Origin of the sequence: Romboutsia weinsteinii (assembly GCF_002250835.2) — a bacterium.
Lineage (GTDB): Bacteria > Bacillota > Clostridia > Peptostreptococcales > Peptostreptococcaceae > Romboutsia_A > Romboutsia_A weinsteinii.
Window position 1 is genome coordinate 1 of the sequence record NZ_NOJY02000003.1, and the last position, 21,843, is coordinate 21,843.

General features: G+C 28.4%; 27 protein-coding genes. 8 read left to right on the plus strand and 19 right to left on the minus strand.

What is annotated here, in order from left to right:
* Positions 1-398 precede the first annotated feature (398 nt).
* Positions 399-1,295, plus strand: a complete 897-nt coding sequence (gene pdaA, locus CHL78_RS02055) for a delta-lactam-biosynthetic de-N-acetylase (RefSeq protein WP_094367895.1) — start codon at positions 399-401, stop codon at positions 1,293-1,295.
* Positions 1,296-1,445: 150 nt separating this feature from the next.
* Here the strand turns inward: pdaA and CHL78_RS02060 are convergent, their stop codons facing one another.
* Positions 1,446-2,819: a hypothetical protein gene (locus tag CHL78_RS02060; RefSeq protein WP_094367894.1), complete on the minus strand. Its 1,374-nt coding sequence runs from the start codon at positions 2,817-2,819 to the stop codon at positions 1,446-1,448.
* Between the two features lie 199 nt (positions 2,820-3,018).
* Positions 3,019-4,281, minus strand: a complete 1,263-nt coding sequence (locus tag CHL78_RS02065; RefSeq protein ID WP_094367893.1) for a serine hydroxymethyltransferase — start codon at positions 4,279-4,281, stop codon at positions 3,019-3,021.
* Positions 4,282-4,523: 242 nt separating this feature from the next.
* Between CHL78_RS02065 and CHL78_RS02070 the strand changes: the two genes are divergently transcribed.
* Positions 4,524-5,312, plus strand: a complete 789-nt coding sequence (locus CHL78_RS02070) for a threonine/serine exporter family protein (protein WP_094367892.1) — start codon at positions 4,524-4,526, stop codon at positions 5,310-5,312.
* Positions 5,312-5,785: a threonine/serine exporter family protein gene (locus CHL78_RS02075; protein WP_094367891.1), complete on the plus strand. Its 474-nt coding sequence runs from the start codon at positions 5,312-5,314 to the stop codon at positions 5,783-5,785. The genes CHL78_RS02070 and CHL78_RS02075 overlap by 1 nt, the downstream gene beginning before the upstream one ends.
* 103 nt (positions 5,786-5,888) lie before the next feature.
* On the opposite strand, the gene CHL78_RS02080 is transcribed toward CHL78_RS02075, so the two are convergent.
* The 3 genes from CHL78_RS02080 to CHL78_RS02090 form a co-directional block, all read right to left on the minus strand.
* Positions 5,889-6,281: a hypothetical protein gene (locus tag CHL78_RS02080; RefSeq protein ID WP_094367890.1), complete on the minus strand. Its 393-nt coding sequence runs from the start codon at positions 6,279-6,281 to the stop codon at positions 5,889-5,891.
* 66 nt (positions 6,282-6,347) lie between these two features.
* Positions 6,348-7,595 carry a sensor histidine kinase gene (locus tag CHL78_RS02085; RefSeq protein ID WP_094367889.1) on the minus strand — a complete coding sequence of 416 codons (1,248 nt, stop codon included), beginning with the start codon at positions 7,593-7,595 and terminating at the stop codon, positions 6,348-6,350.
* Positions 7,585-8,256: a response regulator transcription factor gene (locus CHL78_RS02090; protein ID WP_094367888.1), complete on the minus strand. Its 672-nt coding sequence runs from the start codon at positions 8,254-8,256 to the stop codon at positions 7,585-7,587. The genes CHL78_RS02085 and CHL78_RS02090 overlap by 11 nt, the downstream gene beginning before the upstream one ends.
* Positions 8,257-8,567: 311 nt before the next feature.
* On the opposite strand from CHL78_RS02090, the gene CHL78_RS02095 reads away from it, so the two are divergent.
* On the plus strand, positions 8,568-8,876 hold the full coding sequence (locus CHL78_RS02095; RefSeq protein WP_094367887.1) for a hypothetical protein: 309 nt from the start codon (positions 8,568-8,570) through the stop codon (positions 8,874-8,876).
* Here CHL78_RS02095 and CHL78_RS21260 read toward each other — a convergent pair.
* From CHL78_RS21260 to CHL78_RS02120, 7 genes are all read right to left on the minus strand, one after another.
* Complete coding sequence (locus CHL78_RS21260; protein WP_274541832.1) at positions 8,873-9,001, minus strand: hypothetical protein; 129 nt, start codon at positions 8,999-9,001, stop codon at positions 8,873-8,875. The two genes, CHL78_RS02095 and CHL78_RS21260, sit on opposite strands and share 4 nt — an antisense overlap.
* A 110-nt stretch (positions 9,002-9,111) precedes the next feature.
* Complete coding sequence (locus CHL78_RS02100) at positions 9,112-9,390, minus strand: hypothetical protein (protein WP_094367886.1); 279 nt, start codon at positions 9,388-9,390, stop codon at positions 9,112-9,114.
* Positions 9,391-9,459: 69 nt separating this feature from the next.
* Positions 9,460-9,636: a hypothetical protein gene (locus CHL78_RS20640; protein WP_158540618.1), complete on the minus strand. Its 177-nt coding sequence runs from the start codon at positions 9,634-9,636 to the stop codon at positions 9,460-9,462.
* 77 nt (positions 9,637-9,713) lie between these two features.
* Entirely contained in the window at positions 9,714-10,418 is a 705-nt protein-coding gene (locus CHL78_RS02105) for a DUF4367 domain-containing protein (RefSeq protein WP_158540619.1), read from the minus strand.
* Positions 10,411-10,953, minus strand: a complete 543-nt coding sequence (locus CHL78_RS02110; RefSeq protein WP_094367884.1) for an RNA polymerase sigma factor — start codon at positions 10,951-10,953, stop codon at positions 10,411-10,413. The genes CHL78_RS02105 and CHL78_RS02110 overlap by 8 nt, the downstream gene beginning before the upstream one ends.
* 234 nt (positions 10,954-11,187) lie before the next feature.
* The gene (locus CHL78_RS02115; RefSeq protein ID WP_094367883.1) at positions 11,188-11,619 is read right to left on the minus strand and encodes a SoxR reducing system RseC family protein; all 432 of its coding nucleotides are present in this window, start codon (positions 11,617-11,619) and stop codon (positions 11,188-11,190) included.
* A 22-nt stretch (positions 11,620-11,641) separates the two neighbouring features.
* A complete protein-coding gene (locus CHL78_RS02120; protein ID WP_094367882.1) occupies positions 11,642-11,935 on the minus strand; it encodes a metal-sensitive transcriptional regulator in 294 nt (97 codons plus the stop codon).
* A gap of 130 nt (positions 11,936-12,065) precedes the next feature.
* Here CHL78_RS02120 and CHL78_RS02125 point away from each other — a divergent pair, with 130 nt between their 5' ends.
* Positions 12,066-12,314, plus strand: coding sequence for a small, acid-soluble spore protein, alpha/beta type (locus CHL78_RS02125; RefSeq protein ID WP_094367881.1), 249 nt, complete (start codon positions 12,066-12,068; stop codon positions 12,312-12,314).
* Between the two features lie 100 nt (positions 12,315-12,414).
* Here the strand turns inward: CHL78_RS02125 and CHL78_RS02130 are convergent, their stop codons facing one another.
* From CHL78_RS02130 to CHL78_RS02160, 7 genes are all read right to left on the minus strand, one after another.
* Positions 12,415-13,539, minus strand: coding sequence for an ABC transporter permease (locus CHL78_RS02130; protein WP_094367880.1), 1,125 nt, complete (start codon positions 13,537-13,539; stop codon positions 12,415-12,417).
* A 1-nt stretch (position 13,540) separates the two neighbouring features.
* Complete coding sequence (locus tag CHL78_RS02135) at positions 13,541-14,611, minus strand: ABC transporter permease (RefSeq protein WP_094367879.1); 1,071 nt, start codon at positions 14,609-14,611, stop codon at positions 13,541-13,543.
* An 11-nt stretch (positions 14,612-14,622) separates the two neighbouring features.
* The gene (locus CHL78_RS02140; RefSeq protein WP_094367878.1) at positions 14,623-15,555 is read right to left on the minus strand and encodes an ABC transporter ATP-binding protein; all 933 of its coding nucleotides are present in this window, start codon (positions 15,553-15,555) and stop codon (positions 14,623-14,625) included.
* Between the two features lie 215 nt (positions 15,556-15,770).
* Positions 15,771-16,016 carry a TIGR03905 family TSCPD domain-containing protein gene (locus CHL78_RS02145; protein WP_094367877.1) on the minus strand — a complete coding sequence of 82 codons (246 nt, stop codon included), beginning with the start codon at positions 16,014-16,016 and terminating at the stop codon, positions 15,771-15,773.
* A 170-nt stretch (positions 16,017-16,186) separates the two neighbouring features.
* Positions 16,187-16,516: a DUF2325 domain-containing protein gene (locus CHL78_RS02150; protein WP_094367876.1), complete on the minus strand. Its 330-nt coding sequence runs from the start codon at positions 16,514-16,516 to the stop codon at positions 16,187-16,189.
* An 89-nt stretch (positions 16,517-16,605) separates the two neighbouring features.
* The gene (locus tag CHL78_RS02155) at positions 16,606-17,232 is read right to left on the minus strand and encodes a response regulator (protein ID WP_094367875.1); all 627 of its coding nucleotides are present in this window, start codon (positions 17,230-17,232) and stop codon (positions 16,606-16,608) included.
* A gap of 4 nt (positions 17,233-17,236) precedes the next feature.
* Positions 17,237-18,331: a sensor histidine kinase gene (locus CHL78_RS02160; protein WP_094367874.1), complete on the minus strand. Its 1,095-nt coding sequence runs from the start codon at positions 18,329-18,331 to the stop codon at positions 17,237-17,239.
* Between the two features lie 388 nt (positions 18,332-18,719).
* Here CHL78_RS02160 and CHL78_RS02165 point away from each other — a divergent pair, with 388 nt between their 5' ends.
* From CHL78_RS02165 to CHL78_RS02175, 3 genes are all read left to right on the plus strand, one after another.
* Positions 18,720-19,889, plus strand: coding sequence for a MalY/PatB family protein (locus tag CHL78_RS02165; protein WP_094367873.1), 1,170 nt, complete (start codon positions 18,720-18,722; stop codon positions 19,887-19,889).
* A gap of 140 nt (positions 19,890-20,029) precedes the next feature.
* Complete coding sequence (gene nhaC / locus CHL78_RS02170; protein WP_094367872.1) at positions 20,030-21,460, plus strand: Na+/H+ antiporter NhaC; 1,431 nt, start codon at positions 20,030-20,032, stop codon at positions 21,458-21,460.
* A 31-nt stretch (positions 21,461-21,491) separates the two neighbouring features.
* On the plus strand, positions 21,492-21,764 hold the full coding sequence (locus CHL78_RS02175) for a hypothetical protein (protein ID WP_094367871.1): 273 nt from the start codon (positions 21,492-21,494) through the stop codon (positions 21,762-21,764).
* The last annotated feature ends 79 nt before the right edge of the window (positions 21,765-21,843 follow it).

Here is a 21,843-nt window from a genome sequence, read left to right on the forward strand (position 1 = left end):
TTGTTTGGTTGTTTCAAATTCTATAAATTAACCTACTGTTTAATTTTCAAAGTTCATTTAAGTCACCATGTTGGCGCTTGTTTTTTTCGACTCACTTAGTATATCAAAGCATTTTTTGCTTGTCAATACTTATTTTGTCGTTTCTTGTCTTTAAGTTTTCTGTGTTTCTTAAGGACAAGTTATACTTTATCACCTTATTTTACATTCGTCAACACTTTTTAATAACTTTTTTAAAATACTTTTATATTTTTTTATAATTATGCCGAAATCACTGTTATTATATTACATTTGTGTAACTGAAAAATACAGCAAACTTCGCTATAATCTAGTAGTATAAGCATGTTGATTTTAGACAATAATCAGAAACAAATATATTATGTGTAAGGGGGAATATAATTATGCTAAAAAAATCAATTTATTTTTCACTATTATGTTTAATTTGTGTAAACATAGTTGGCTGTAGTTTAAATAAAGACGAAAAATCAGATACCACAGACAAAAACAAACCTGAAAGTACTACTGAAACAAGTACTGTAGAAAAACCTTCAAAAGATAAAGATACTCCACCGCCATCAATAGAAAAAGTAGATGCCTCTAATTTAGACAATACTTCTATTAGTTGGTTTTTCACTCCAAATGATGATCACAAAACTCCTGGTGTTAATAATAATCTAAGCTTTGAATTAAAAGACTATGATGCAATATATACAGGTCCTACCACTAATGATTGTAAAACTTTGTACCTAACTTTTGATGAAGGCTATGAAAATGGATATACCTCTAAAATATTAGATGTTTTAAAAGAGAAAAAAGTACAAGCAGTATTTTTCGTAACATTGCCATACATAGAAGATAATCCAGATCTTATTAAAAGAATGGTTGATGAAGGTCATGTAGTAGGAAATCATAGTAATCACCACCCAGCTATGCCAGACAAATCTTCAGATGTGACTTCTTTTGATTCAGAGTTTACTGATGTTGAAGCAAAATATAAAGAACTTACTGGCAAAGAAATGGTTAAGTTATTCAGACCTCCTATGGGAGTTTATTCTGAGAAAAGTTTAGCTATGACTAAAAATCTTGGTTATAAATCAGTGTTCTGGAGCTTTGCTTATTATGATTGGGATCAAGAAAAACAACCTAAGCCTACAGAAGCAAAAGAAAAAATTATGAATCATCTACATGATGGATCTATATTGTTACTACATGCAGTGTCAGAAACTAATACTAATATCTTAGGTGATGTTATAGATTCTGCAAGAGATATTGGATATAAGTTTGAATTACTAAAATAATTTAAATAAGCCATAGTAATATCAATGAATGTATTATTTTATAGTAGTACATTCATTTTTTATGTATTTAAAATTATAAAAGTAAATAAAGCTAGAATATCTTAAATAAAAAAGTAGATATCAGCAATTAAGCTAATATCTACTCTCTATCTAAATAATAAACATAGCCACAATAGTAGTAACAACAAGACCAACCACTACCGGCTTAAAGTTTCTCTTAGCCAGCTCAATAGGACTAACACCACATATCGCTGCTGCTGGAATAAGTGCCCAAGGTACTAAACATCCTCCACCTACCCATACTGCTGCTATCTGACCAAGTGCACACAAAGCTCCAACACTTGCATCTATAGCTGTTCCAAATACTGAAGCAAGTGAACCTGCTAGAGACATTCCAGAGAATCCCGAACCATCCAACCCTGTTATTGCTCCAACCACAGTTTGAATACTTGCCGCAGCTACATTATTAAATGGAACTGCATTTGAAAGAGCCAGACCTATATCAGATAACAATCCACCTGAATTTGTAGCCAAAACATTTCCAAATACACCTGTTAAAGGTGCAACTTCTCCCATATAGAAAAATGCTGCTATTGGTATAATTATCCCAAAGATTTTTATTCCAAATACAAACCCCTCTACTAGATTGTCACATACCTTATCCAAACTTTTCTTACCGTGATTCATTGTATTTATAATTATAATAAGGATTACTGCTGTTCCTCCTAAAAGTGCTGATGCATCTCCACCTTTTAGTTGTAAAGCAGACATTGCTACTATATCTAATACAAAAGCAGTTAATACTATAAATGTTGCTATTTTAGCTTTTTTATTAAAATTTTTAACTTCAACTTTCTTAGCTTTACTTAATTCTTCTCTAAACATTCCTTTTTTTATATCTTTTCTTAGAGTATAAAAAGACATTGATATTGTTACTACTGCCATTACCCAAAATAGTATCATCCCTTGACTCATAACCTCTGCCACTTCAATACCTGCAGCACTGGCTGTTATAGCTGGAGCCCCTTGTATAACAAAGTCAGTAGATAAAGCAAGACCATGACCAAATAAATTAAGTGCTACTGCAACACCTATTGCAGGTAGACCACATCTTATTGCTACTGGTAAAAACACTGCACCTACAAGTGCTACTGCTGGCGATGGCCAGAAAAACCAAGATATTAAAAGCATTACTATACCAATTGTAAAAAATGCTGTAGTTGAGTTTTTTATTACCTTAGCAAAAGGCTTAACCATATAGTGTATCGCATTGTTATCTTCAAGTGCTTTCGATAAAGCTACCATAACGGTTATAATTAAAATAGTAGGTCCAAGTTCATTAAGTGCAATAATACAAGAATTAAATATTGCACCTACAGCTCCTGAAATACTTTGTGTGTAAAATAATCCTAAACAGAATACCCCTAGCATACATGGTACTATGGTATCTTTCTTTAATATCATGGTGATTAGTATTATGACCATGAATAAAATATAGATGTAATGCGCACCTGTTAGAGCCATATCTTATTCCCCCTTATTTGATATAAGATAGTAATATTATATGATTCATACAGATCACTAGTTCCAGTACCATGTCTTCAGAATATCCTATAGTAGGTCATCTTTACTCCTATTCCACTAGTATGATAGTATTTTACTTCAAAGTTCGATTTGCTTAACCTATTTTAGTCGATAACTCCATACCTTAAACAATATAAAATTATTCAGTAAGTATATACTCATCCATTATTTTATAATCTTCATACAGTGGATATTTTTCAGTAAGACCTATTACTAATTCTCTAGCCTTTTCTACATTTTTATGAGTCAGGCATAGATCTATAGCCTCTGCCACTGTAGACATATCTTCTTCTTTCATACCTCTTGTAGTAACTGCCGGAGTTCCAATTCTTATTCCACTGGTTATAATTGCACCTTGAGGGTCATTAGGAATAGTATTTTTATTTGCCGTTATATAAGCATTATCAAGAAGCTTTTCTGCATCCTTACCAGTTACATTTTTATTAGTTAAATCTAACAAAATTAAATGATTGTCAGTACCACCACTTACTAATTTAAAATCTCTTTTTGTTAATTCATCAGCCAATTTTTTAGCATTTTTAACTACTTCTTCTTGATACTCTTTAAATTCTTCCTGTAAAGCTTCCTTAAAACAAACTGCCTTGGCAGCTATTATATGTTCAAGTGGTCCACCTTGTGTACCAGGGAATATTGCCTTATCTATAGCATTTGCGTATTCTTTTTTACAAAGTATAGCTCCACCACGAGGTCCTCTTAATGTCTTATGAGTAGTAGTAGTTACAAAATCTGCTACTTCACATGGATTTTGATGAAGACCTGCTGCTACAAGACCTGCTATATGAGCCATATCCACCATAAGCATAGCTCCTACCTCATCTGCTATTTCTCTAAACTTTTTAAAATCTATTTCTCTAGGATAAGCACTAGCTCCAGCTACTATAAGCTTTGGTTTTACTTCTTTAGCTAGACTTCTTACCTCATCAAAATCTATTCTTCCATCTTCTTTACTTACTCCATATTCATGAAAATTAAAGTACTTACCTGATATATTTACAGGAGAACCATGAGTCAGATGTCCTCCTTGAGATAAATTCATACCCATTACAGTATCACCCGGTTTAAGGATTGCAAAATATACACCTATGTTTGCATTTGCACCAGAATGAGGCTGAACATTGGCGTGCTCTGCCTTAAATATCTTTTTTAGTCTTTCTATTGCAATATGTTCTACTTCGTCTATATACTCACAACCTCCATAGTACCTCTTACCACAATAGCCTTCTGCATACTTGTTAGTCAGATGACTTCCCATAGTCTCCATCACTGCTACTGAAACAATATTTTCAGATGCGATTAGCTCTATGTTTCTTTGTTGTCTTTGTAATTCTCTTTGCATACTTGTATACACTTCTCTGTCTGCATTTTTCAAATTATCAAACATAACAATCACCCTTTTATTAATTTATAATTTTTTAGATTTGGTGCAAAATATACTGTAAATAACTATCTATATAAATAGTTATATTATATACTTATTTACTCCTCTTTTAGTTAATACTAAATTTACACATATTAATGAATTTTTTGAAATAAATTAATTAAGAATCTTAACATAATAACTGTATAATCATAATGAAATATTTGGTATAATCTTTATATTAATTTTTAATTTGGAGGTGTGACATGATTGAAGATAATGCTACTAAATACAAGAAAAGCGTCTTAAGGCTTTCTTTATTTCTAGGAGAACTAATGCTTTCAAATGGTGCCGAGACATATAGAGTTGAAGATAGTATTGTTAGAGTCTGTAGATCAAGGGGCTTTAACCACGTAACTGTCTTTACTTCTCCTACCGTAATAATAATCTCAGATGAAAGATTTGATGGTTTTACCTTTATGAAGACTATCAAAAGTAGGTCTATAAATTTAAATAAAATTTCTCTATTGAATAACTTCTCTAGAGAATTTGTAACAAACAATGAATTATCTGTAGAAGAGGCAATGAGAGAACTTAAAATTATAAGCTCAGTTAATCCTTATCCATCTTGGGTTGTATCAGTAGCTACCGGACTTGCATCTGCATCTTTTGGTTACTTACTTGGTGGTACTTCTATGCTTGACTTTAGTTTTACATTTATAATTTCCATATTTGCTATGTATGTTTATGGTAAAATAATGAAACTTAGCGGTATACCCGCATTTTCAACAATGATAGCTTCACTAATAATATCTGTATCAGGGGTGTTATTAACTGAGATAGGTATACTAGATACACCAAGGATGTTAATAGTTGGTTCAATAATGCCACTGCTTCCAGGTATGTCATTTATTAAAGGTATAAGAGATTTAATTTCTGGAGATTTAATTTCTGGAGTAGCTCGTGCCTTTGATGCCGGTATGACTGCCGTATCCATTGCAGCTGGTGTTGGATTTGTTCTAGATATATGGTTTAGAATAGGAGGGTCTCTATAATGAGTGATATTCCTTTAATTGCACATTTTTTCTTTTCACTTGTAGCTACTGTAGGATTTGGTATATTTTTTAACTCACCGATTCAAGCTTTAGCTCCTGCCGGAATAACAGGTGGTCTAGGATGGTGTATTTATATACTACTAATGAAGTTTTCTTCTAGTGCTATTTTTGCAAACTTTGTAGCTGCTATGTTTGTATCATGGGTTAGTGAGTACCTTGCTAGAAAAATGAAGCATCCAGCTATTTTGTTCGTTATACCAGGTATTATACCTTTAGTTCCAGGACTTGGGCTATATAACACAATGCTTTATTTAGTTCAAGGAGATTACAACTTAGCTATATCTACAGGCGCGGATACTTTCTTTATAAGTGGAGCTATAGCTCTGGGAGTACTTGTTATAACTTCTCTTGCTAGAACTTTATTCTTAATAAACTTAAGAAAGAAGATGCCTATTAAGATAGAAAAAGAGTAAGGTAAATCATATAAGATTTACCTTACTCTTTTTTATAACCATTTTTATATAATAAATACTACTTTATACTTACTCTTTATACAGTTTTTTGTAGTTATATAAACTATTTATCATTTGCCTTACGTTCAGCTTCTATATTTTTATCTATAGTAGATTTTAACTTTTCGCCTTTTTCCTTAGTTATAACATTTTGCTCAACCATCTCATCTATTCTAGAATGTCTTTTCTTTTTCATTTCTTCCATCTTCTTAGTATTATAATTTTCTATATTTTTTATATCCTTGTCATCTAGTACTCCAGACTTTTTAAGTTCATCAACACTATTGTCAAATATTTCTTTACCTCTTTTCATATGTTGCCCATGAGATGGGGGACAACATCTATCTTCCATAGTTGTTGTATTGTTGTTTGTTTCTTCAGCATTTATCATCATAGCTCCACTTCCAAAAACTATTGCTAAAGACATTAACCCAGCTATTATTTTCTTATTTCTCATATTATACCTCCTTAAAATTTGTTTGTACTATTATAATGTGCTTTTTTCTTAAGGCAACCTTAAGTTTTAAGTTTTTTTATTTGGTATATATATGTAAAAACAACTTCCTTTTCCTAATTTAGAATCTACTTCTATACGTCCATTTAAATTAGATATTATTGTTTTGGCTATTGATAATCCTATTCCAGAACCTTCAATATTGCTTTTTCTTGATTTTGGAGATCTATAGAATCTATTAAATATGTGATTAACTTCATCTTCACTTATTCCAATTCCGCTATCACTAATATCTATTCTTAAATAACCTTTTACATCTTGAAGCTTAATTTTTATAATATCTTTGCTGCTGGTATACTTTACTGCATTGTCTATAAATATAGCAATCAATTGCCTAATTTTTTCTTCATCAGAATATATAAAGTTATTGTGCTTTAATCTATTCTCAGATATTATTTCTTTGTTTTGCATAGCTATCAAGTCTACATACTCATCTATTATTGCTTCTACAAGCTCAACTATATCAAACCTAGAGTAGTTGACTTTAACTATAGAGTCTTCTTTTGTAAGCTTCAATAAATCACTTATAATCTTTCTAAGACTTCTACTTTCCTTCATAATAATAGATAAATTATTTATCTCATCTTCAACAGTACTCTTTGGTCTTGTCATTATGCTTTCTAATTTTGCAAATATAATAGTCAAAGGTGTCCTAAGTTCATGAGATGCATCTTGAACAAACAGTATTTGATTTTCCCAAGAAGATTTTATTGGTTGTAGTGTTCTTTTAGTTAAAAAACAACTTACTAGATAAACACTACCCGAGAATATTATCCCAGATATTATCAAAACAAATCTTAATTGCTTTAATAAATCTACTTCAATATCTACTCTTTTTATAATCTCAATTGTATAATCTCCACTAGTTTTCTTAAGTTCTCTAAAGTAATATCCATTATAAAAATAAGAGCTTATTCCATCAGCAACCTTATCCTTATAATTATAAGGTCTTATAGTTTCTATACTTTCTCGTAAATGCCCTCTCATTTCACCAGTATCTATTAATGAATTGCCATTCCAAACATATACAATATATCCTCTAATATTGTTGGGTCTGTTTCTAACTTCTTTATATTCTAGTTGCTTAATAATAAAATCATATTGTCTATTCAATGCTATATCTATTTTTTTATATGTTAAATTATTAAAGTAAAAGTATATAAATATAATAAATATAAAAAACAAAACCCCTACTGCCAAAGTATTTATTCTTATTAAGTCTCTTCTTGTTTTAGATAAAATATTTTTATTTATCATCAAAGATATATCCTATACCTCTTTTAGTTTTTATATACTTATTATAATCATACTCACTTAAGCTTTTTCTCAAATTACTAATATGTACCTCAACAATCTCCATAGGTATACTACAATCACTTCCCCATACTCTGTCATATATTTTTTCCTTAAGTAACACAGTTCCTTTATTGATAAGAAGATACTCAAGTATATCAAGCTGTTTTTTTGGAAGCTCTAACTCTTCTCTTCCTATAAACAACTTCCTACTATCTATATCCAAATTTAAATCTTTAAATTCAAGTGTATTACCAATGGACATCATATTATTGGTTCTAAATATTGCATATATCCTCGCTACTAGTTCTTCCATATAAAATGGCTTAGTTATATAATCATTAGCACCCATATCAAAAGCACCCACCTTATCATCTAGTGCTTCTTTGGCAGTTAGCATAATTACAGGTAATTTCATTCCCTTACTTCTAATATTTTTTAAGATATCTATACCACTTATATCGGGTAGCATAATATCCAATATAATTAAGTCGTATATATTATCACTTATATTTTTAAGTGCTTCTATACCATTATTGATACTATCTACTTCAAAATGAGATGATAATTCTTGCTTTATAGTGTTTGCAAGTAATATATTGTCTTCTACAACTAATATTTTCACTAACACTCACCCCTTATTAATAAGTTTAATAGCTATAATTTTCCCATTTTTTGTTAGATATATCCATATTCTATAGTACTAATACGTCATATAAGAATATATATATAATTTTTTATATTTTTTTATAAAAATTGTCACAAATTATGAAGTTTTATTCGTTATATATAATAGATAGAAAATAAAAGGGGTTATTATATATGAAGATTAATTTTATTTTAGATTTGTTACTTGCATTTAGTGTACTTGGCTTGCTATTATCTATTTGTGTAATAGTTTATCTTTTTTAATAATCAATAGGGGGAAATCTGCATATGAACGTCTTTATCATAATAGGTGTTTTATTTATTCCTTGTTTTATATTTTATAATTTATGGTGTCTAAAAAATAGAAAAGTGTCAAGCTGGATAGGTAATAAACATCAAGTTACTCAAGATATTTATTTTAAATTTCAATTTATAAGCTGTATATTTACATGTACTCTTATGGCACTATTCGCTATTTTCGCTACTATTTCAAACTTAGGTAATGAGTATATTGTTTTACTAGTAATATTATTTCATATTTCAATTTCTATAACTAAGTTTGTTGCAACGAAAAAAAACTACATATCAAGAATCTAATTTCTTAATAATATAAAAAAGCTATCATAGTAGCAGTTCCTAAATCTGAAGTCATTTTCTCTTCCTTTGTCAGCAATAGTAAACTCACTTCCTCCATGACCTAAATCAACAACTAATTTTTTCATAAAAAATTCCCCTTAAATCTTATAATTCATTACTTTAATTATAAGATTTAAGGGGTTATTCTTTCTTATAAACTACAGAAAACTGTAATTTTAAAATATAAAATCATAATTTATTTTCTTTTTAAAAGATAAATTATAACTAATGATAATATTAATGATAGTATTGGAAGAAAAATACTCCATTGAGATAAATAGAATTTATCTCTAAATAGTTTTAAAAAGTAATTTTCATATACTAAATTAATTAATAGCGTTATTACTGGCGCCGCTATAGCTATTTTCGTATATACCGATATAAGTATACCTACTCCAATCGAAATAATTGGTACAATTATTATTTGCATGATAAAAGGATCTACTGCATTATTTATAAAATCTATTATATTCATTTATTGTTCTCCTGTATTATCTATTATCATATACCGCAATGCTCTCAGAATTAGCTCCTTTATAAGCCTTCACTGTTGAAAAGATTCTGTAACTACTACCTTTTGAAACTGATATAGTTTTGTTAAGCTTGCATGAAGTTGTATTTCTAAATTTGTCTCATATTCATTTGCAAATATTGGATTAGCTAATAAAACATTAAATGCTAATACTGATATACCTAAGCTGCTGATTATTTTTCTTTTCATCTATATAAAAAAACCATAAATTTCTTTACACTAAGTAAACGAATATTTTATGAGGATTTGTTTCATTTTTTATAAAATTAATTTATATTTTTTGCAATTTTTACTAATTCCGACTTAAAATCTAAATATTTTTCTTTATTAATATAGTCTAATTTTAAATCATACAAAGTATTTTCATCTTGCCATACTAACCTTATTTTATTTTCTTTTTCAATATAGTCAGCATCATAACTTCCTATTTTAACTTTACTTATTTTTGCATTCTCTGTATCCATGTATAAATTATTATTTTCAATTAGCAAGTAATTTAAAGTTACATAATCTTCTCCATTAGAATAAGTGATTGCTATATCATTGTTGTGCTCAGCTCTCTTAACCTCTTTAAAACCATTTGGTAAATAATTAATACTCTTATGCTCTAAAAAATTCACTTTTTCATTGTCATTTTCATCTATTTTAAATTTATATATCGTAAATTTTTCATAAACATCTTTAACCATATCAAATAACTTCGTTCTTAATGCATCAACACTCATAGTTATTGTAAATAAACTAATTAAAAATGCTATAAATACTACAGCTATCTTTTTTGTATATGAATATATCTTATTAAGAAACGGTCCCCTTTTCTCTTCTTTGATTATTTTTTTTATTTTCTTTTCAAATTCTTTAGGGTATTCATAATCAATATCTTCTTCATCCGGTATTTGTTCTAATATAAAATTTTCCACATTGCTGCAATGTTTAAAAAGCAATTCATCAGTAATTTCATATTTATCCATGTACTTTCTCCATTTCATCTAATATGATTTTCAATTTATCCTTACCCCTTTTTATTCTAGTCCTTACTGTAGAAGGACTTATATCTAACATATCTGCAATTTCATCATCCTGAAATCCATGAGAGTATTTTAAGAAAAATACTTGTTTATATCGTTCTGGGAGCTTTAATATAGCAACCTCTACTTTATTAGGTAAAATATCAATATCATATACTTCATTTTCAAGACATTGTATTTCTTTTTCAAGTCTTTGAGCTTTATTTTTTTCCATTTGTAGCTTTCTATATATGTCTATTGAAGAGTTCTTTACTATAGTAACGATAAATCCTTTCGTTTTGTTGCATTTTACATCTTCAATTTTATCAATATGCTTGATTATTTTTAAAAAACTATTCTGAACAGCATCATGTGAGTAATATTCATCTTTTAATATACTATGTGCTACATAATACATCATTTTTTTATAACTATTAAAAATATCTTCAAACTTTATCTTATCTTCTTCTTTCTCAATTAAACTTAAGTATAATAACATACTTCCCTCTCTCTTTTAATTGTAATAGTAACCTTAAATTTAGAATTATTCTAGATAAATAAAAAAGTAAAAACCATAAAGTTTTTACTTTTTATACTTTGCAAAATCAATTACTTGAGCTAAACTCTTTTTTACTTCTGCTACTGTTACTTCCTTCGCACCCTATGTAAAACAACCTGGCCACTTATTGAATTTGTCACTTTCTTTAGGTGTGTTACGTTCTATCATAAAATTTTACATAACCAAAATTCTAGTTATCTTAGGAATATACTCCCCACTATCTCTAAACTTCTTATCATTTTTTCTTATCATTAAAAATGCTACTGCTGTTGATACAAGTCCAACTACTCCACTTATAATCTCTATGCCTGAAGTTAATCCTATAGCTTGAAGTACAAAATATGCTACTATAGTTCCAGCAAGCAGTGCCACTAATGGAATCACATATGCTATAGCTGTAGCCTTCATAACACGAACACCATCCATATTAACTTCAACACGATCCCCAACTTTTGCTCCAATAGAATTATCAACCTCAACTACAATGTCCTTTGTTTCTGAACTAGTAATACATTTTCCACAATGTGCACATGCAGAATGACGTTGCATTTTCATTTTTGCAGTATTATCATCAACAATCTCTATTATAAATCCTTGTTGATTCATCTATCCATTCCCCCATTATTAATTATTTTGTAAATTTATTTATAGTATTTATAAGCTCATTTATAGTTTCTTCAGCTTGTTCTGAATCATCATTTTTTATACTAGACATTACGCATCCTTTTACATGGTTATCAAGTATTAAAGTACCAACCTTATTGATTGCGGATCTAATAGCTGATATTTGAACTAATATATCTACACAATAACGCTCTTCTTCAACCATATTTTGAATTCCTTTTACTTGTCCTTCTATACGCTTAAGTCTTTTTATAAGAGCTTCCTTATCATTAACTTCTGACATCTTTTTTTCTTCCATAGTACACCTCTTCTTATTGTGATATTTATATTATATCTTATTTTCACTTTATCTTACATACTAGTTATATTTTTGTTTGATGTGTAAATTATATTACTAAATTCAACTTTAGTAAAGGAGACATAAGATAATGAATAAACAACCAAATTCTAACGCAAAACAAGCTTTAAACATGTTAAAAATGGAGGTAGCAAATGAACTTGGATATAACTACAATTCAGTTAACGATAAGATAGAAAGTAATGCACCTCAAGGTACTTTAGAAGGTACTGCAAAAAATGTACTAGCAGGTGAGCAAGTAGGAGGTCAAATGACAAAAAACTTAGTTGCAATGGGTGAACAAGCTCTCCTTAATAAATATAATTCTAACCAGCAATAATTTATTCACTAATAATAAAAAGCTATGAAATACAAGAGTTAAACTCTGTTTTTCATAGCTTTTTATTTTGAAGTATTTTTTTTATTACATTACTAATCTATTATAAATACTCAGAAGTATTCTTTTTCCTATTTTCTATTACTAAAAATAACATCATAATCACTACTGATATTGATACCGCCGCTAGTAAATCTATTCCTATTTTTGTATAGCTCTCATTAAGTAATATCTTTTTAAAAGCAGAGCACACCCAAGTCAAAGGTGATATAAGAGAAATATTTCTAAGAGTGTCATTCATAAATTCTGTTGGAATAAATCCACCACTAAATAAAGCCATAGGTGTAGTAGTTATAGAAACCAAAGTATAATACATTGTTGAATTATTTGATATTGACATTACTAGTAAACCAACCACAATACCAACCAAAGAAAGTACTACACATAATACTAGCATCCATATAATACTTATATTGAAATTATTATTTAAAACATACATACTTATAACCATTGTTAAACTTTGCATCAATAATAATAAGAAACATCCTAATATATGACCTAACTGATATTCAACCTTACTTATTTTACTTACTAAAATCCTCTTATCTATTTTACTTTCTCTTTCCTTTAAAAGCGGACTAAGAGACTTAGCTGCTATAAATAAGAAAAGCATACTAAACATACCAAACATCATAGTGTATCTAATTATCTCTGCTAGATTATCCTCTTCATAATCAAAGCTATATTTTAAGTCATTATATAAATCAAAAGATTTTAAAACCTCTCCTTCACTATCTCCAAAAGATAAAATTTGGTTAATACCATTATTTATAATACTTAAAACATGCTCTTTATTCATACTATCATCGTATCCTAATATCTCAATTACTTCACTCTTATTATTTTTTAAATCCTTGTATATATTATCACTATCTATAATTACCCCTACAGATATCTCTTCTTTTTCTACCCTATCTTTTAATTCTTCTTTTGAATTTATTAACTCTATAGACTTAAACTTTTCCTTTGGAAGCAATTTTTCATATATTGCTCCAGAGTCTTTAGTGTATACTCCTAGTGTAGGTTTTGTACCTCCAGGTGCATCTACTGGTCCAAATAAAATAGGCATTATAATATTTACTGCTATTGGTAATACAAGTATTAAACAAAACCATCCTTTAAGTACGGATTTTAAGTTATGTTTTGCTATGTTAATAATATTTTTCATATTAATTCACCGCCTTTTTCTTTAAAAATACAACTGATACTAATCCTAATATAACTGTATAAATCAATGTCATTAAAATTGCAGTACTAATATTTACATTTATATTTCCTTCTACTAATGCAAACATAGCCTCATTTATCCATTTAACTGGATTCATATTAAAGATTATACTCTCCATACTCATTTCTAAATCAACCGTTATTTGACCTGAACTAAACATAATAATTAGTGTAATGAATGAAACTATATTCTCACCATGACTTTTCTTCTTTACAATTGATGAAACTAATATTCCTATGGACACAGTAAATAAACTAAAAGTTGCCATTAATACTACTATAGGTATTACATTTTTAAGATTTATCTGTAAATCATATAAAATAATATCAAGAACAATTATTATCATAGCTTGTAAAAATATACATATGAATGATCCTAACAACTCTAGAGTTATTAGCTTTGATACAGGCATAGAAGAAGAAAGTACTTTTCTTCCAATAGCCTCTTTTAAGTAGAATGTATTTTTAAATACAATTATAGAAGAGGTCATAGTCGTCATCAAAAGCATAGTAACTGAAAAATATTGCTTATAATCCATCGGTTCCTCAGATTTAAAGCTTGTCTCTTTTACATACTTATTTTCTCCTTCTTGTGGTAATGTACTTACCTTACTAGCTACTTCATAAATCGATATCTGATTAAAAAATTCTTCTGTAATATTTTCAATTATAACCGTTCCAAAATTCATAGACTCATTTGCCTTAAAACTTATCTTCTTATTCTCATCATCTATATTTACTATTAAGTCACTTTTATCTGATTGTGATTTATTTATATAATTTATTTTTATATTTTTATTATTTTTGTCAAACTCTTTTATAAAATCTACATATGACTTGCTTATACTACTTGTAGCACTTGATTCTATATACATATTTACCTCAAAATCTTCATTCTGAGAAGAATACATTACTGAGAATAAATATGGTAGGAATAATGCTACAAATATTATACTAAGTATGTTATTTTTATCTCTAAAGCATCTTTTTATTGAAGAAAAAATTATACTCATATGCTCACCCCCTAATCTCTAAGCTTTCTACCTGTAAGATTTAAGAAAACATCTTCAAGAGTTAATACCTGACTTTTTATATCAAGTATTTTCACATCCTTTGAAGATATATAAGTAATAAATTTATTTAAAGAACTTACTTCCCTGTCTAAGCTTATATAAATTTTATTTTCTTTAAATTCTACTGAATCTACCCCATTTATTTCTATAAGGTCACTTTCAGAAATAATTGTTATATCATCAACTAACACCTCAAACTTATTTTTATTACTAACTATTGACTTAAGACTTTCCTTATCTCCCTTTGCAATAACCTTACCTTTGTCTATTATGGCAATATTTTTACAAAGTGTTTCGGCTTCTTCCATATAATGAGTAGTATAAATTATAGTACATCCATTAGTATTTAGAGTTTTTATAGATTTCATAATATGATTTCTTGACTGTGGATCTATTCCAACAGTAGGTTCATCAAGTATTAATAGTTCTGGGTTATGCACTATTCCACATGCAATATTAAGCCTTCTTTTCATACCACCTGAAAATGTCTTACTTAACTTTTTAGTATTTTCAAGACCTACAAACTCTAAAGCTTTAAGTGATTTTTCTTTTAAGTCTTTACCATTTAATCCATATAAAGAACCAAAGAACATTGTATTCTCAAGGGCTGTCATATCTTCAAATATTGCTAATTCTTGAGGTACTATACCAAGCTTTCCTTTTGTTTCTCTATCATTTTTCTTAAGCTCTTTATTATCTATCTTTATACTTCCTCTGTCTTTTTCTAATATATTACATAAGATATTTATAGTAGTACTTTTGCCTGCTCCATTAGGACCTAACAGACCAAATATTTCGCCCTTTTCTATAGATAGATTTAGATTTTCTATTGCTACTGAATCTCCAAAGCTCTTATAAAGATTATTTATTTCAACGTATTTCATAATATATCTCCCTCCAATTTTTTTACTCCTTGCTTCTATACTTACATTATATTATTTTCATAAAAATTCCTTAAGTACATATGGTCATTAATCTTATATGACTAAAGTCATGTTCTATATAAAAGTTAAATTAATCGACTTAATCTTTAAATAATAATTTCTTTATAATAAAAAAGTGCTACGATTATATTAAACGTAGCACCTCTCTATTATTTTTATATATATTTTTTCAATGCCTTTGATAATTGATCTGGACAAGATGTAGCTTTTTCTCCGCACCTTACATTTTCCAATTTTGACACTACATCTTCTGCTTTTTGACCTACAACCAAATTCCTTATACCAATTAAGTTCCCCGCACATCCTCCTATAAAATCTATAGATGTTATTATATGATTTTCATCCATCTCTAAAATTATCTCCCTACAGCATGTTCCACTTGTTTGATATGTTATTTTCATATATCTTCCCCCCTTAATTAGCCAATACTAAAATATATTTATTATGGTATAGATATGTGAAATATATTTCAACAATCTTATAATTAAAATAATAAAAAAGGACTGTATTAAAGTTCTTTATAATTACTTAGGTACAGTCCTTTTTTTATAATATTTTATTTTGATTAACGTTAATTATGTACTTTACTTTTGAATTTACACTCTTTACAGTTACCTCTACATTCATCTACCATCTCTAAACATTCATTAAAAGCTACCTTGCTATTATTTTTATGTCTTATTATTGGAATATCAAGCTTTTCAGCTTGTCTTTCTGCTACTATAGTCATTTTATGAGAAACTGCTGAAGTAAATATAACCATAGCATCAGGATTGCCAATACTTTTATTTAATTTAGATGACATATTTAGAAATACTTTAGTCTTGTATCCTTTTTTCTTACCTATTTCTATATAGTCCTTCTTCATTTTTTCATTGCCCCCAATTACTACCAAAGTCATACTATTCACTCCCTTTTAATATTATTTATAGTTAAATGATATTATTTTTGAGTCGTCTAGTCAATACTTATTGATAATAATTATCAATTTTATTTATTATTTAAATACTCAATAGCAATTTGAGTTCTGTGCTTTAAATCCATCTTAGAAAGTATTGAAGTAATATGATTTTTTACAGTTCCTTCAGATAAATATACTTCTCCTGCTATTTCCTTATTCGATAATCCTGTAGCAATTAACCTCACTATATCTTTTTCTCTATCTGTTAATTCATATCTATTAAGATTCTCTTCCTCTTTATCATTATTACTTAATGCTAATTTTGAAACTATCTCAGATTCAAATACACCATTTCCAAGATACACAGATTTAATAGCACTTATTATTTTATCTGGCTTACTACTTTTTAAAATGTATCCACTGCTCTTATATTTTATTGCACTACTTATAAGATTGTCTTCATCAAAGGTAGTAAGTATAAGCACATTTACATCTATATTTCTTCTTTCAATCTCTGCCAGTACCTCTTCACCATTCATAACTGGCATTCTCATATCTAGTAGTATTACATCTACTTGATTTTCACTTATATAATCTATACACTCTTTCCCGTTTTCTAAAGTATTAACTACTTCTATATCTTCATCAATTCCTATTATTATCTTTAAGCTCTCTCTTATTAAAACATCATCATCTACTATTAATAGTTTTATCACAATCTCACCTCTTCAATATTATAAGAGTGGAAAATCCATCTTCATTGTTAAATGAAACATCTCCACCAATATTTATAACTCTCTCTTCTATCCCCAAAAGGCCCATACCTTTTTTTATTTTTCCATTACAAATTCCATTATCTTTTATATGTACTCTAATAATTTTATTTAATAAACTTATCTCCATACTTATCTTGTCACAGTTAGAATATTTTATTGTATTAGTTAATATCTCTTTTAGAGAATCCAATATAACCTTCCAATATACCATACTTATCTCCTGCAAATCACCTTCTAGGCTAAGTTCATAATCAATCTTGTATGACTTAGAAAACTCTTCTAACATAAGCTTTAAATTATTTATTCTTACTTCAGCTTGCTCTGGTTTTATTTTTCTTAATGTAGTTCTTATATCATCCATTCCATTTCTAAGATTATCTGTAATACCATCTAGCATCTCTATTCCTTTTTTAGAATCAGAGTTCATAATTATCTTAAGTGCTTCTAATTGCATTATACTTCCTGCTAGCGTATGACCTATCTTATCGTGAAGTTTTTGAGAAATGCTATTTCTCTCTTCTATTTTTATAGTCTCTATACTCTGGTGATTAAGCTTATTTTCTAAAACTCTACTCTCTTCTATATTGTATAGTTTTTCTTTAAGGTCATAATTAATCTTCTCTAGTTTTTCTTTCTTCTTATTATTAATTAAGTTTATATAAACAAAAATACTACTCACAACACCTAATGAAATCATAAGATAGCCAATATTTAGCCTTAATTGAATGAGTACTGCAACAAATACACCTATAGCAGCAATCATATCGCTATACCTCTTTGATAATATATACTCTACTATTACTGGACTTAGTAGCAATATTAATTTAGGAAAAATACTACACGAAATTATTATGAAAATAATATTAACCATTAATACTTTCCTCTTTATATCTTTGTCTTTAATTAGATTTGAATAAATATAAATCGCCATACTAATTGAAATTAAAATTATAGTGGTAGTATACTTTTGACTAACCTCTATCTCATAGAAAAATAAGTTTATTGATAAAATAAGATTTATTATAATACTGGATAACATTCTCTTCCTCCGATTTATTACTTCTATATTAGCATAATATAATATCCTTATTTATTCTAGTAGATGATTATATTTAGATTTTATTTACTACTAATATAATTAATTTACATGAATCTATACATTACTATACTATATAGTAGATAATAACAACGGGGTATTTCTACCAGTAAAATAACTAATGGGTCAAACAGTTTAACCCATTAGTTATTTTTTAATTTTCTATTATAAGTTAATTGGTACCGTTATCTCAAATAATTTGTGCTACTATATTTATATATAAGCTAAAACGTCTAATTTTCAATACTTTTAGCTTTTTATTTCTATTTCCAAGTATTTTGGCATGCTTATTGCTTAATATATTATATAAATTTAATGGAGGTATTAACTAATGACTTACAATTTTGATACTGTAATAGACAGAAGCAACAACTTCTCAGCAAAATGGTCTGAAATGGACAAAAAGTATGGATCTAATGATTTATTACCTATGTGGGTAGCTGATATGGATTTTAAGGCTGCTCCATGTATAATAGATGCTCTTAAAGAAAGATTAGAACAAGGTATATACGGTTATACAACTAGACCTGATTCTTATAATCAATCAATAGTAAATTGGGCATCAAGAAGATACAATTGGAATATAAAAAGTGACTGGTTAATATTTAGTCCAGGTGTTGTACCTACTATAAGCTTAGTAATACAAGAAATGACTTCTAAAAATGATAAGATAATGATTCAAGAACCTGTTTATAGTCCTTTTAACAGTGTTGTTAAAGATAATAGTAGAGAGCTAGTAATAAGTCCTCTTAAAAAGCTTGAAGATGGAAGTTATATTATGGATTATGAAGATATTGAATCTAAAATAGAAGGTGTTAAGTTCTTCATTCTTTGTAACCCACATAACCCAGCTGGTAGAGTTTGGAGTAAAGATGAATTAAAGAAACTTGGAGATATCTGCTTAAAGCATAATGTTAAAGTAATTTCCGATGAAATACACAGTGATATTATACTAAAGGGTCACAAGCATACACCTTTTGCTTCTATATCTAAAGAATTTGAACAAAATACTATAACTTGTATGGCACCTACTAAAACATTTAATATAGCTGGATTACAAATGTCTTACGCTATAGTACCTAACGAAGAAGACTTCAAAATAATAGATTCTGCATTTACAAGAATAGATATTAGAAGAAATAACTCTTTCAGCTTAGTTGCTACAGAAGCTGCTTATAATCAAGGTGAAGAGTGGTTAGAAGATTTCCTTACATACTTAGAAGGAAATATCGATTTTGCTATTAAGTATATTGAAGAAAATATGCCTAAACTTAAAGTAAAAAAACCTGAAGGAACTTACCTATTATGGGTAGATTTTAGTGAAATCGGACTTACTGATGAAGAATTAGCAAAGGTTTTAGTTGAAAAAGGTAAAGTTGCTTTAAATAACGGAACTTCTTTTGGTATGGGAGGAAATGGATATCAAAGAATAAATCTAGCTTGTCCTAGATCAATGGTTGAAGAAGCACTTAATAGGATTAAAACTGCTATAACTTTATAGTATCTTTAAGCAATATCTTTACAAAATATTTGAGTTTAAAATAAAAATCTAATATGGTTTCGATTATATATCTATCCCGTATAGTCGAAACCATATCTATAAAATTATAATTAACTTTTTTCTGAGGGGGAAAACGTTCTATGAGCAAAAACATAAATAAGAAAAAACCTAGCTTTAGGTTCGCAGCTTTAGTAATGCTTGCAATAATATCATTAACTACTGTTGGTATAGTTGTATTTGATGCATCTATAACAACAATGTTCTTACTATCTTGGTTAATAGTGGTTCCTGCTGCTATGAAACTTGGATATACAAATAATGAAATAGAAGAATTCGGATTCCAAGTCGGAAAAGATGCTTTCCAATCTAACTTAATAATACTATCTGTAGGTGTATTAATAGGTACTTGGATAGCTGCTGGTACTATACCTACAGTTGTTTATAGTGGACTTACAATAATAACACCAAAGTTTTTCTTACTTACTACACTAATAGTTTGTGCTCTTACATCAATAGCTACAGGTACTTCTTGGGGAACTTTAGGTACTTCTGGTATCGCAATGATGAGTATAGGTACTAGTATGGGTATACCTGCTGGACTTACTGCTGGCGCAGTTATTTCTGGTGCTTTCTTTGGAGATAAAATGTCTCCACTATCAGATTCTACAAATCTAGCTGCTGCTGTTTGTAAGACTGACGTTATTACACATATGAAGCATATGCTATTTACAACAGTTCCTGCATTTTTAATATGTATTGTTTTATATACTGTAATAGGATTTAAATATGCTGGCAACACAATTGATTATAATCAAATAAATGAAGTTATGAGTGTGTTAAAGTCAAACTTTAATATTGGATTTATTGCAATAATACCTATATTATTCTTATTAACAATGTTACTTTTACAAAAACCTGCAATCGTTTCTATTTTATCTTCATCTATTATGGCAGTACTTATTTCAATAATCCAAGAAGGCGAAAAAATAGGAGATTTATTAGGCTATATGCTTAACGGATACTCTATAGAAACGGGACTAGTTTATACTGATAAGTTATTAAATCGTGGTGGTATAATGAGTATGGCAGAAACTGTTTTACTAGTATTCATAGTATTCGTAATAGCTGGTATATTACAAAAGACAGGATTCTTAGAAGTATTACTTCAACCTATGATAGATAAAATAGGTAACTCTAGAGCTAAATTAGTAGGATCTACTTTTATAGTAAGTTATGCAGCAAATGCATTTAGTTCTTCTATGATGTTTACATCAGTATTTGTTGGGACTATAATGTCTCCTTTATATAAAGAGTTTAAGTTAAAGCCAGAAAACTTATCTAGAATAATTGAAGATACAGCAACACTAGGCGGTCCATTAATTCCTTGGAACTCTAATGCAATCTTCTGCTCACAAACATTAGGTGTTAGTCCATACGAGTTTATACCTTACTGCTTCTTAAGTTGGATAACTCCTATAATATCATTTATTTATGGTGTAACTGGACTTACTATGAAGACTTACACAGATATAGAACTTAAAGAATTAGAAACAAAAGAAAGCTGTATCTAATATTAAGAATAAGATAAGGGGTAATTAATATATGCAATTTCATTATTATTATTTGATTCAAGATTTTGTTGGAGTTATGTTAGCCTTTGTTGGAATTAGAATGCTTTTCTTATGTTTGAGATTAGCATCATCTAAAAAATTCACTAAGAATATAGTTTTACTTATGACTAAATATTCACTGTTTATCTTTGCAGGAGCTAATCTACTTATGAATACCTTTGGGCTTAACCACTGGATTTGTAGCATACTTCTAATGATTATTTCTATAGCTTTTACTCCTAAGATTAATAGTGTTTGTAGTTAAACTTTTATATTTATAAATTACTAATAAAAATAACTGTATCTTAATATATAGTCAATCTATATACTAAGATACAGTTATA

Excerpts from the sequence above, each read along its gene's own strand:
- nhaC (WP_094367872.1), top strand. The coding sequence starts at position 20,030 with ATGAGCAAAAACATAAATAAGAAAAAACCTAGCTTTAGGTTCGCAGCT.
- CHL78_RS02100 (WP_094367886.1), bottom strand. The coding sequence starts at position 9,390 with ATGAATATAATAGATTTTATAAATAATGCAGTAGATCCTTTTATCATG.
- CHL78_RS02135 (WP_094367879.1), bottom strand. The coding sequence starts at position 14,611 with ATGAGTATAATTTTTTCTTCAATAAAAAGATGCTTTAGAGATAAAAAT.
- CHL78_RS02080 (WP_094367890.1), bottom strand. The coding sequence starts at position 6,281 with ATGAGAAATAAGAAAATAATAGCTGGGTTAATGTCTTTAGCAATAGTT.
- CHL78_RS02065 (WP_094367893.1), bottom strand. The coding sequence starts at position 4,281 with ATGTTTGATAATTTGAAAAATGCAGACAGAGAAGTGTATACAAGTATG.
- CHL78_RS20640 (WP_158540618.1), bottom strand. The coding sequence starts at position 9,636 with ATGAAAAGAAAAATAATCAGCAGCTTAGGTATATCAGTATTAGCATTT.
- CHL78_RS02145 (WP_094367877.1), bottom strand. The coding sequence starts at position 16,016 with ATGAAAATAACATATCAAACAAGTGGAACATGCTGTAGGGAGATAATT.
- CHL78_RS02095 (WP_094367887.1), top strand. The coding sequence starts at position 8,568 with ATGAACGTCTTTATCATAATAGGTGTTTTATTTATTCCTTGTTTTATA.
- CHL78_RS02060 (WP_094367894.1), bottom strand. The coding sequence starts at position 2,819 with ATGGCTCTAACAGGTGCGCATTACATCTATATTTTATTCATGGTCATA.
- CHL78_RS02175 (WP_094367871.1), top strand. The coding sequence starts at position 21,492 with ATGCAATTTCATTATTATTATTTGATTCAAGATTTTGTTGGAGTTATG.
- CHL78_RS02105 (WP_158540619.1), bottom strand. The coding sequence starts at position 10,418 with ATGGATAAATATGAAATTACTGATGAATTGCTTTTTAAACATTGCAGC.
- CHL78_RS02140 (WP_094367878.1), bottom strand. The coding sequence starts at position 15,555 with ATGAAATACGTTGAAATAAATAATCTTTATAAGAGCTTTGGAGATTCA.
- CHL78_RS02130 (WP_094367880.1), bottom strand. The coding sequence starts at position 13,539 with ATGAAAAATATTATTAACATAGCAAAACATAACTTAAAATCCGTACTT.
- CHL78_RS02075 (WP_094367891.1), top strand. The coding sequence starts at position 5,312 with ATGAGTGATATTCCTTTAATTGCACATTTTTTCTTTTCACTTGTAGCT.
- CHL78_RS02085 (WP_094367889.1), bottom strand. The coding sequence starts at position 7,595 with ATGATAAATAAAAATATTTTATCTAAAACAAGAAGAGACTTAATAAGA.
- CHL78_RS02150 (WP_094367876.1), bottom strand. The coding sequence starts at position 16,516 with ATGACTTTGGTAGTAATTGGGGGCAATGAAAAAATGAAGAAGGACTAT.
- CHL78_RS02125 (WP_094367881.1), top strand. The coding sequence starts at position 12,066 with ATGAATAAACAACCAAATTCTAACGCAAAACAAGCTTTAAACATGTTA.
- CHL78_RS02120 (WP_094367882.1), bottom strand. The coding sequence starts at position 11,935 with ATGGAAGAAAAAAAGATGTCAGAAGTTAATGATAAGGAAGCTCTTATA.
- CHL78_RS21260 (WP_274541832.1), bottom strand. The coding sequence starts at position 9,001 with ATGAAAAAATTAGTTGTTGATTTAGGTCATGGAGGAAGTGAGTTTACT.
- CHL78_RS02160 (WP_094367874.1), bottom strand. The coding sequence starts at position 18,331 with ATGTTATCCAGTATTATAATAAATCTTATTTTATCAATAAACTTATTT.
- CHL78_RS02115 (WP_094367883.1), bottom strand. The coding sequence starts at position 11,619 with ATGAATCAACAAGGATTTATAATAGAGATTGTTGATGATAATACTGCA.
- pdaA (WP_094367895.1), top strand. The coding sequence starts at position 399 with ATGCTAAAAAAATCAATTTATTTTTCACTATTATGTTTAATTTGTGTA.
- CHL78_RS02165 (WP_094367873.1), top strand. The coding sequence starts at position 18,720 with ATGACTTACAATTTTGATACTGTAATAGACAGAAGCAACAACTTCTCA.
- CHL78_RS02110 (WP_094367884.1), bottom strand. The coding sequence starts at position 10,953 with ATGTTATTATACTTAAGTTTAATTGAGAAAGAAGAAGATAAGATAAAG.
- CHL78_RS02070 (WP_094367892.1), top strand. The coding sequence starts at position 4,524 with ATGATTGAAGATAATGCTACTAAATACAAGAAAAGCGTCTTAAGGCTT.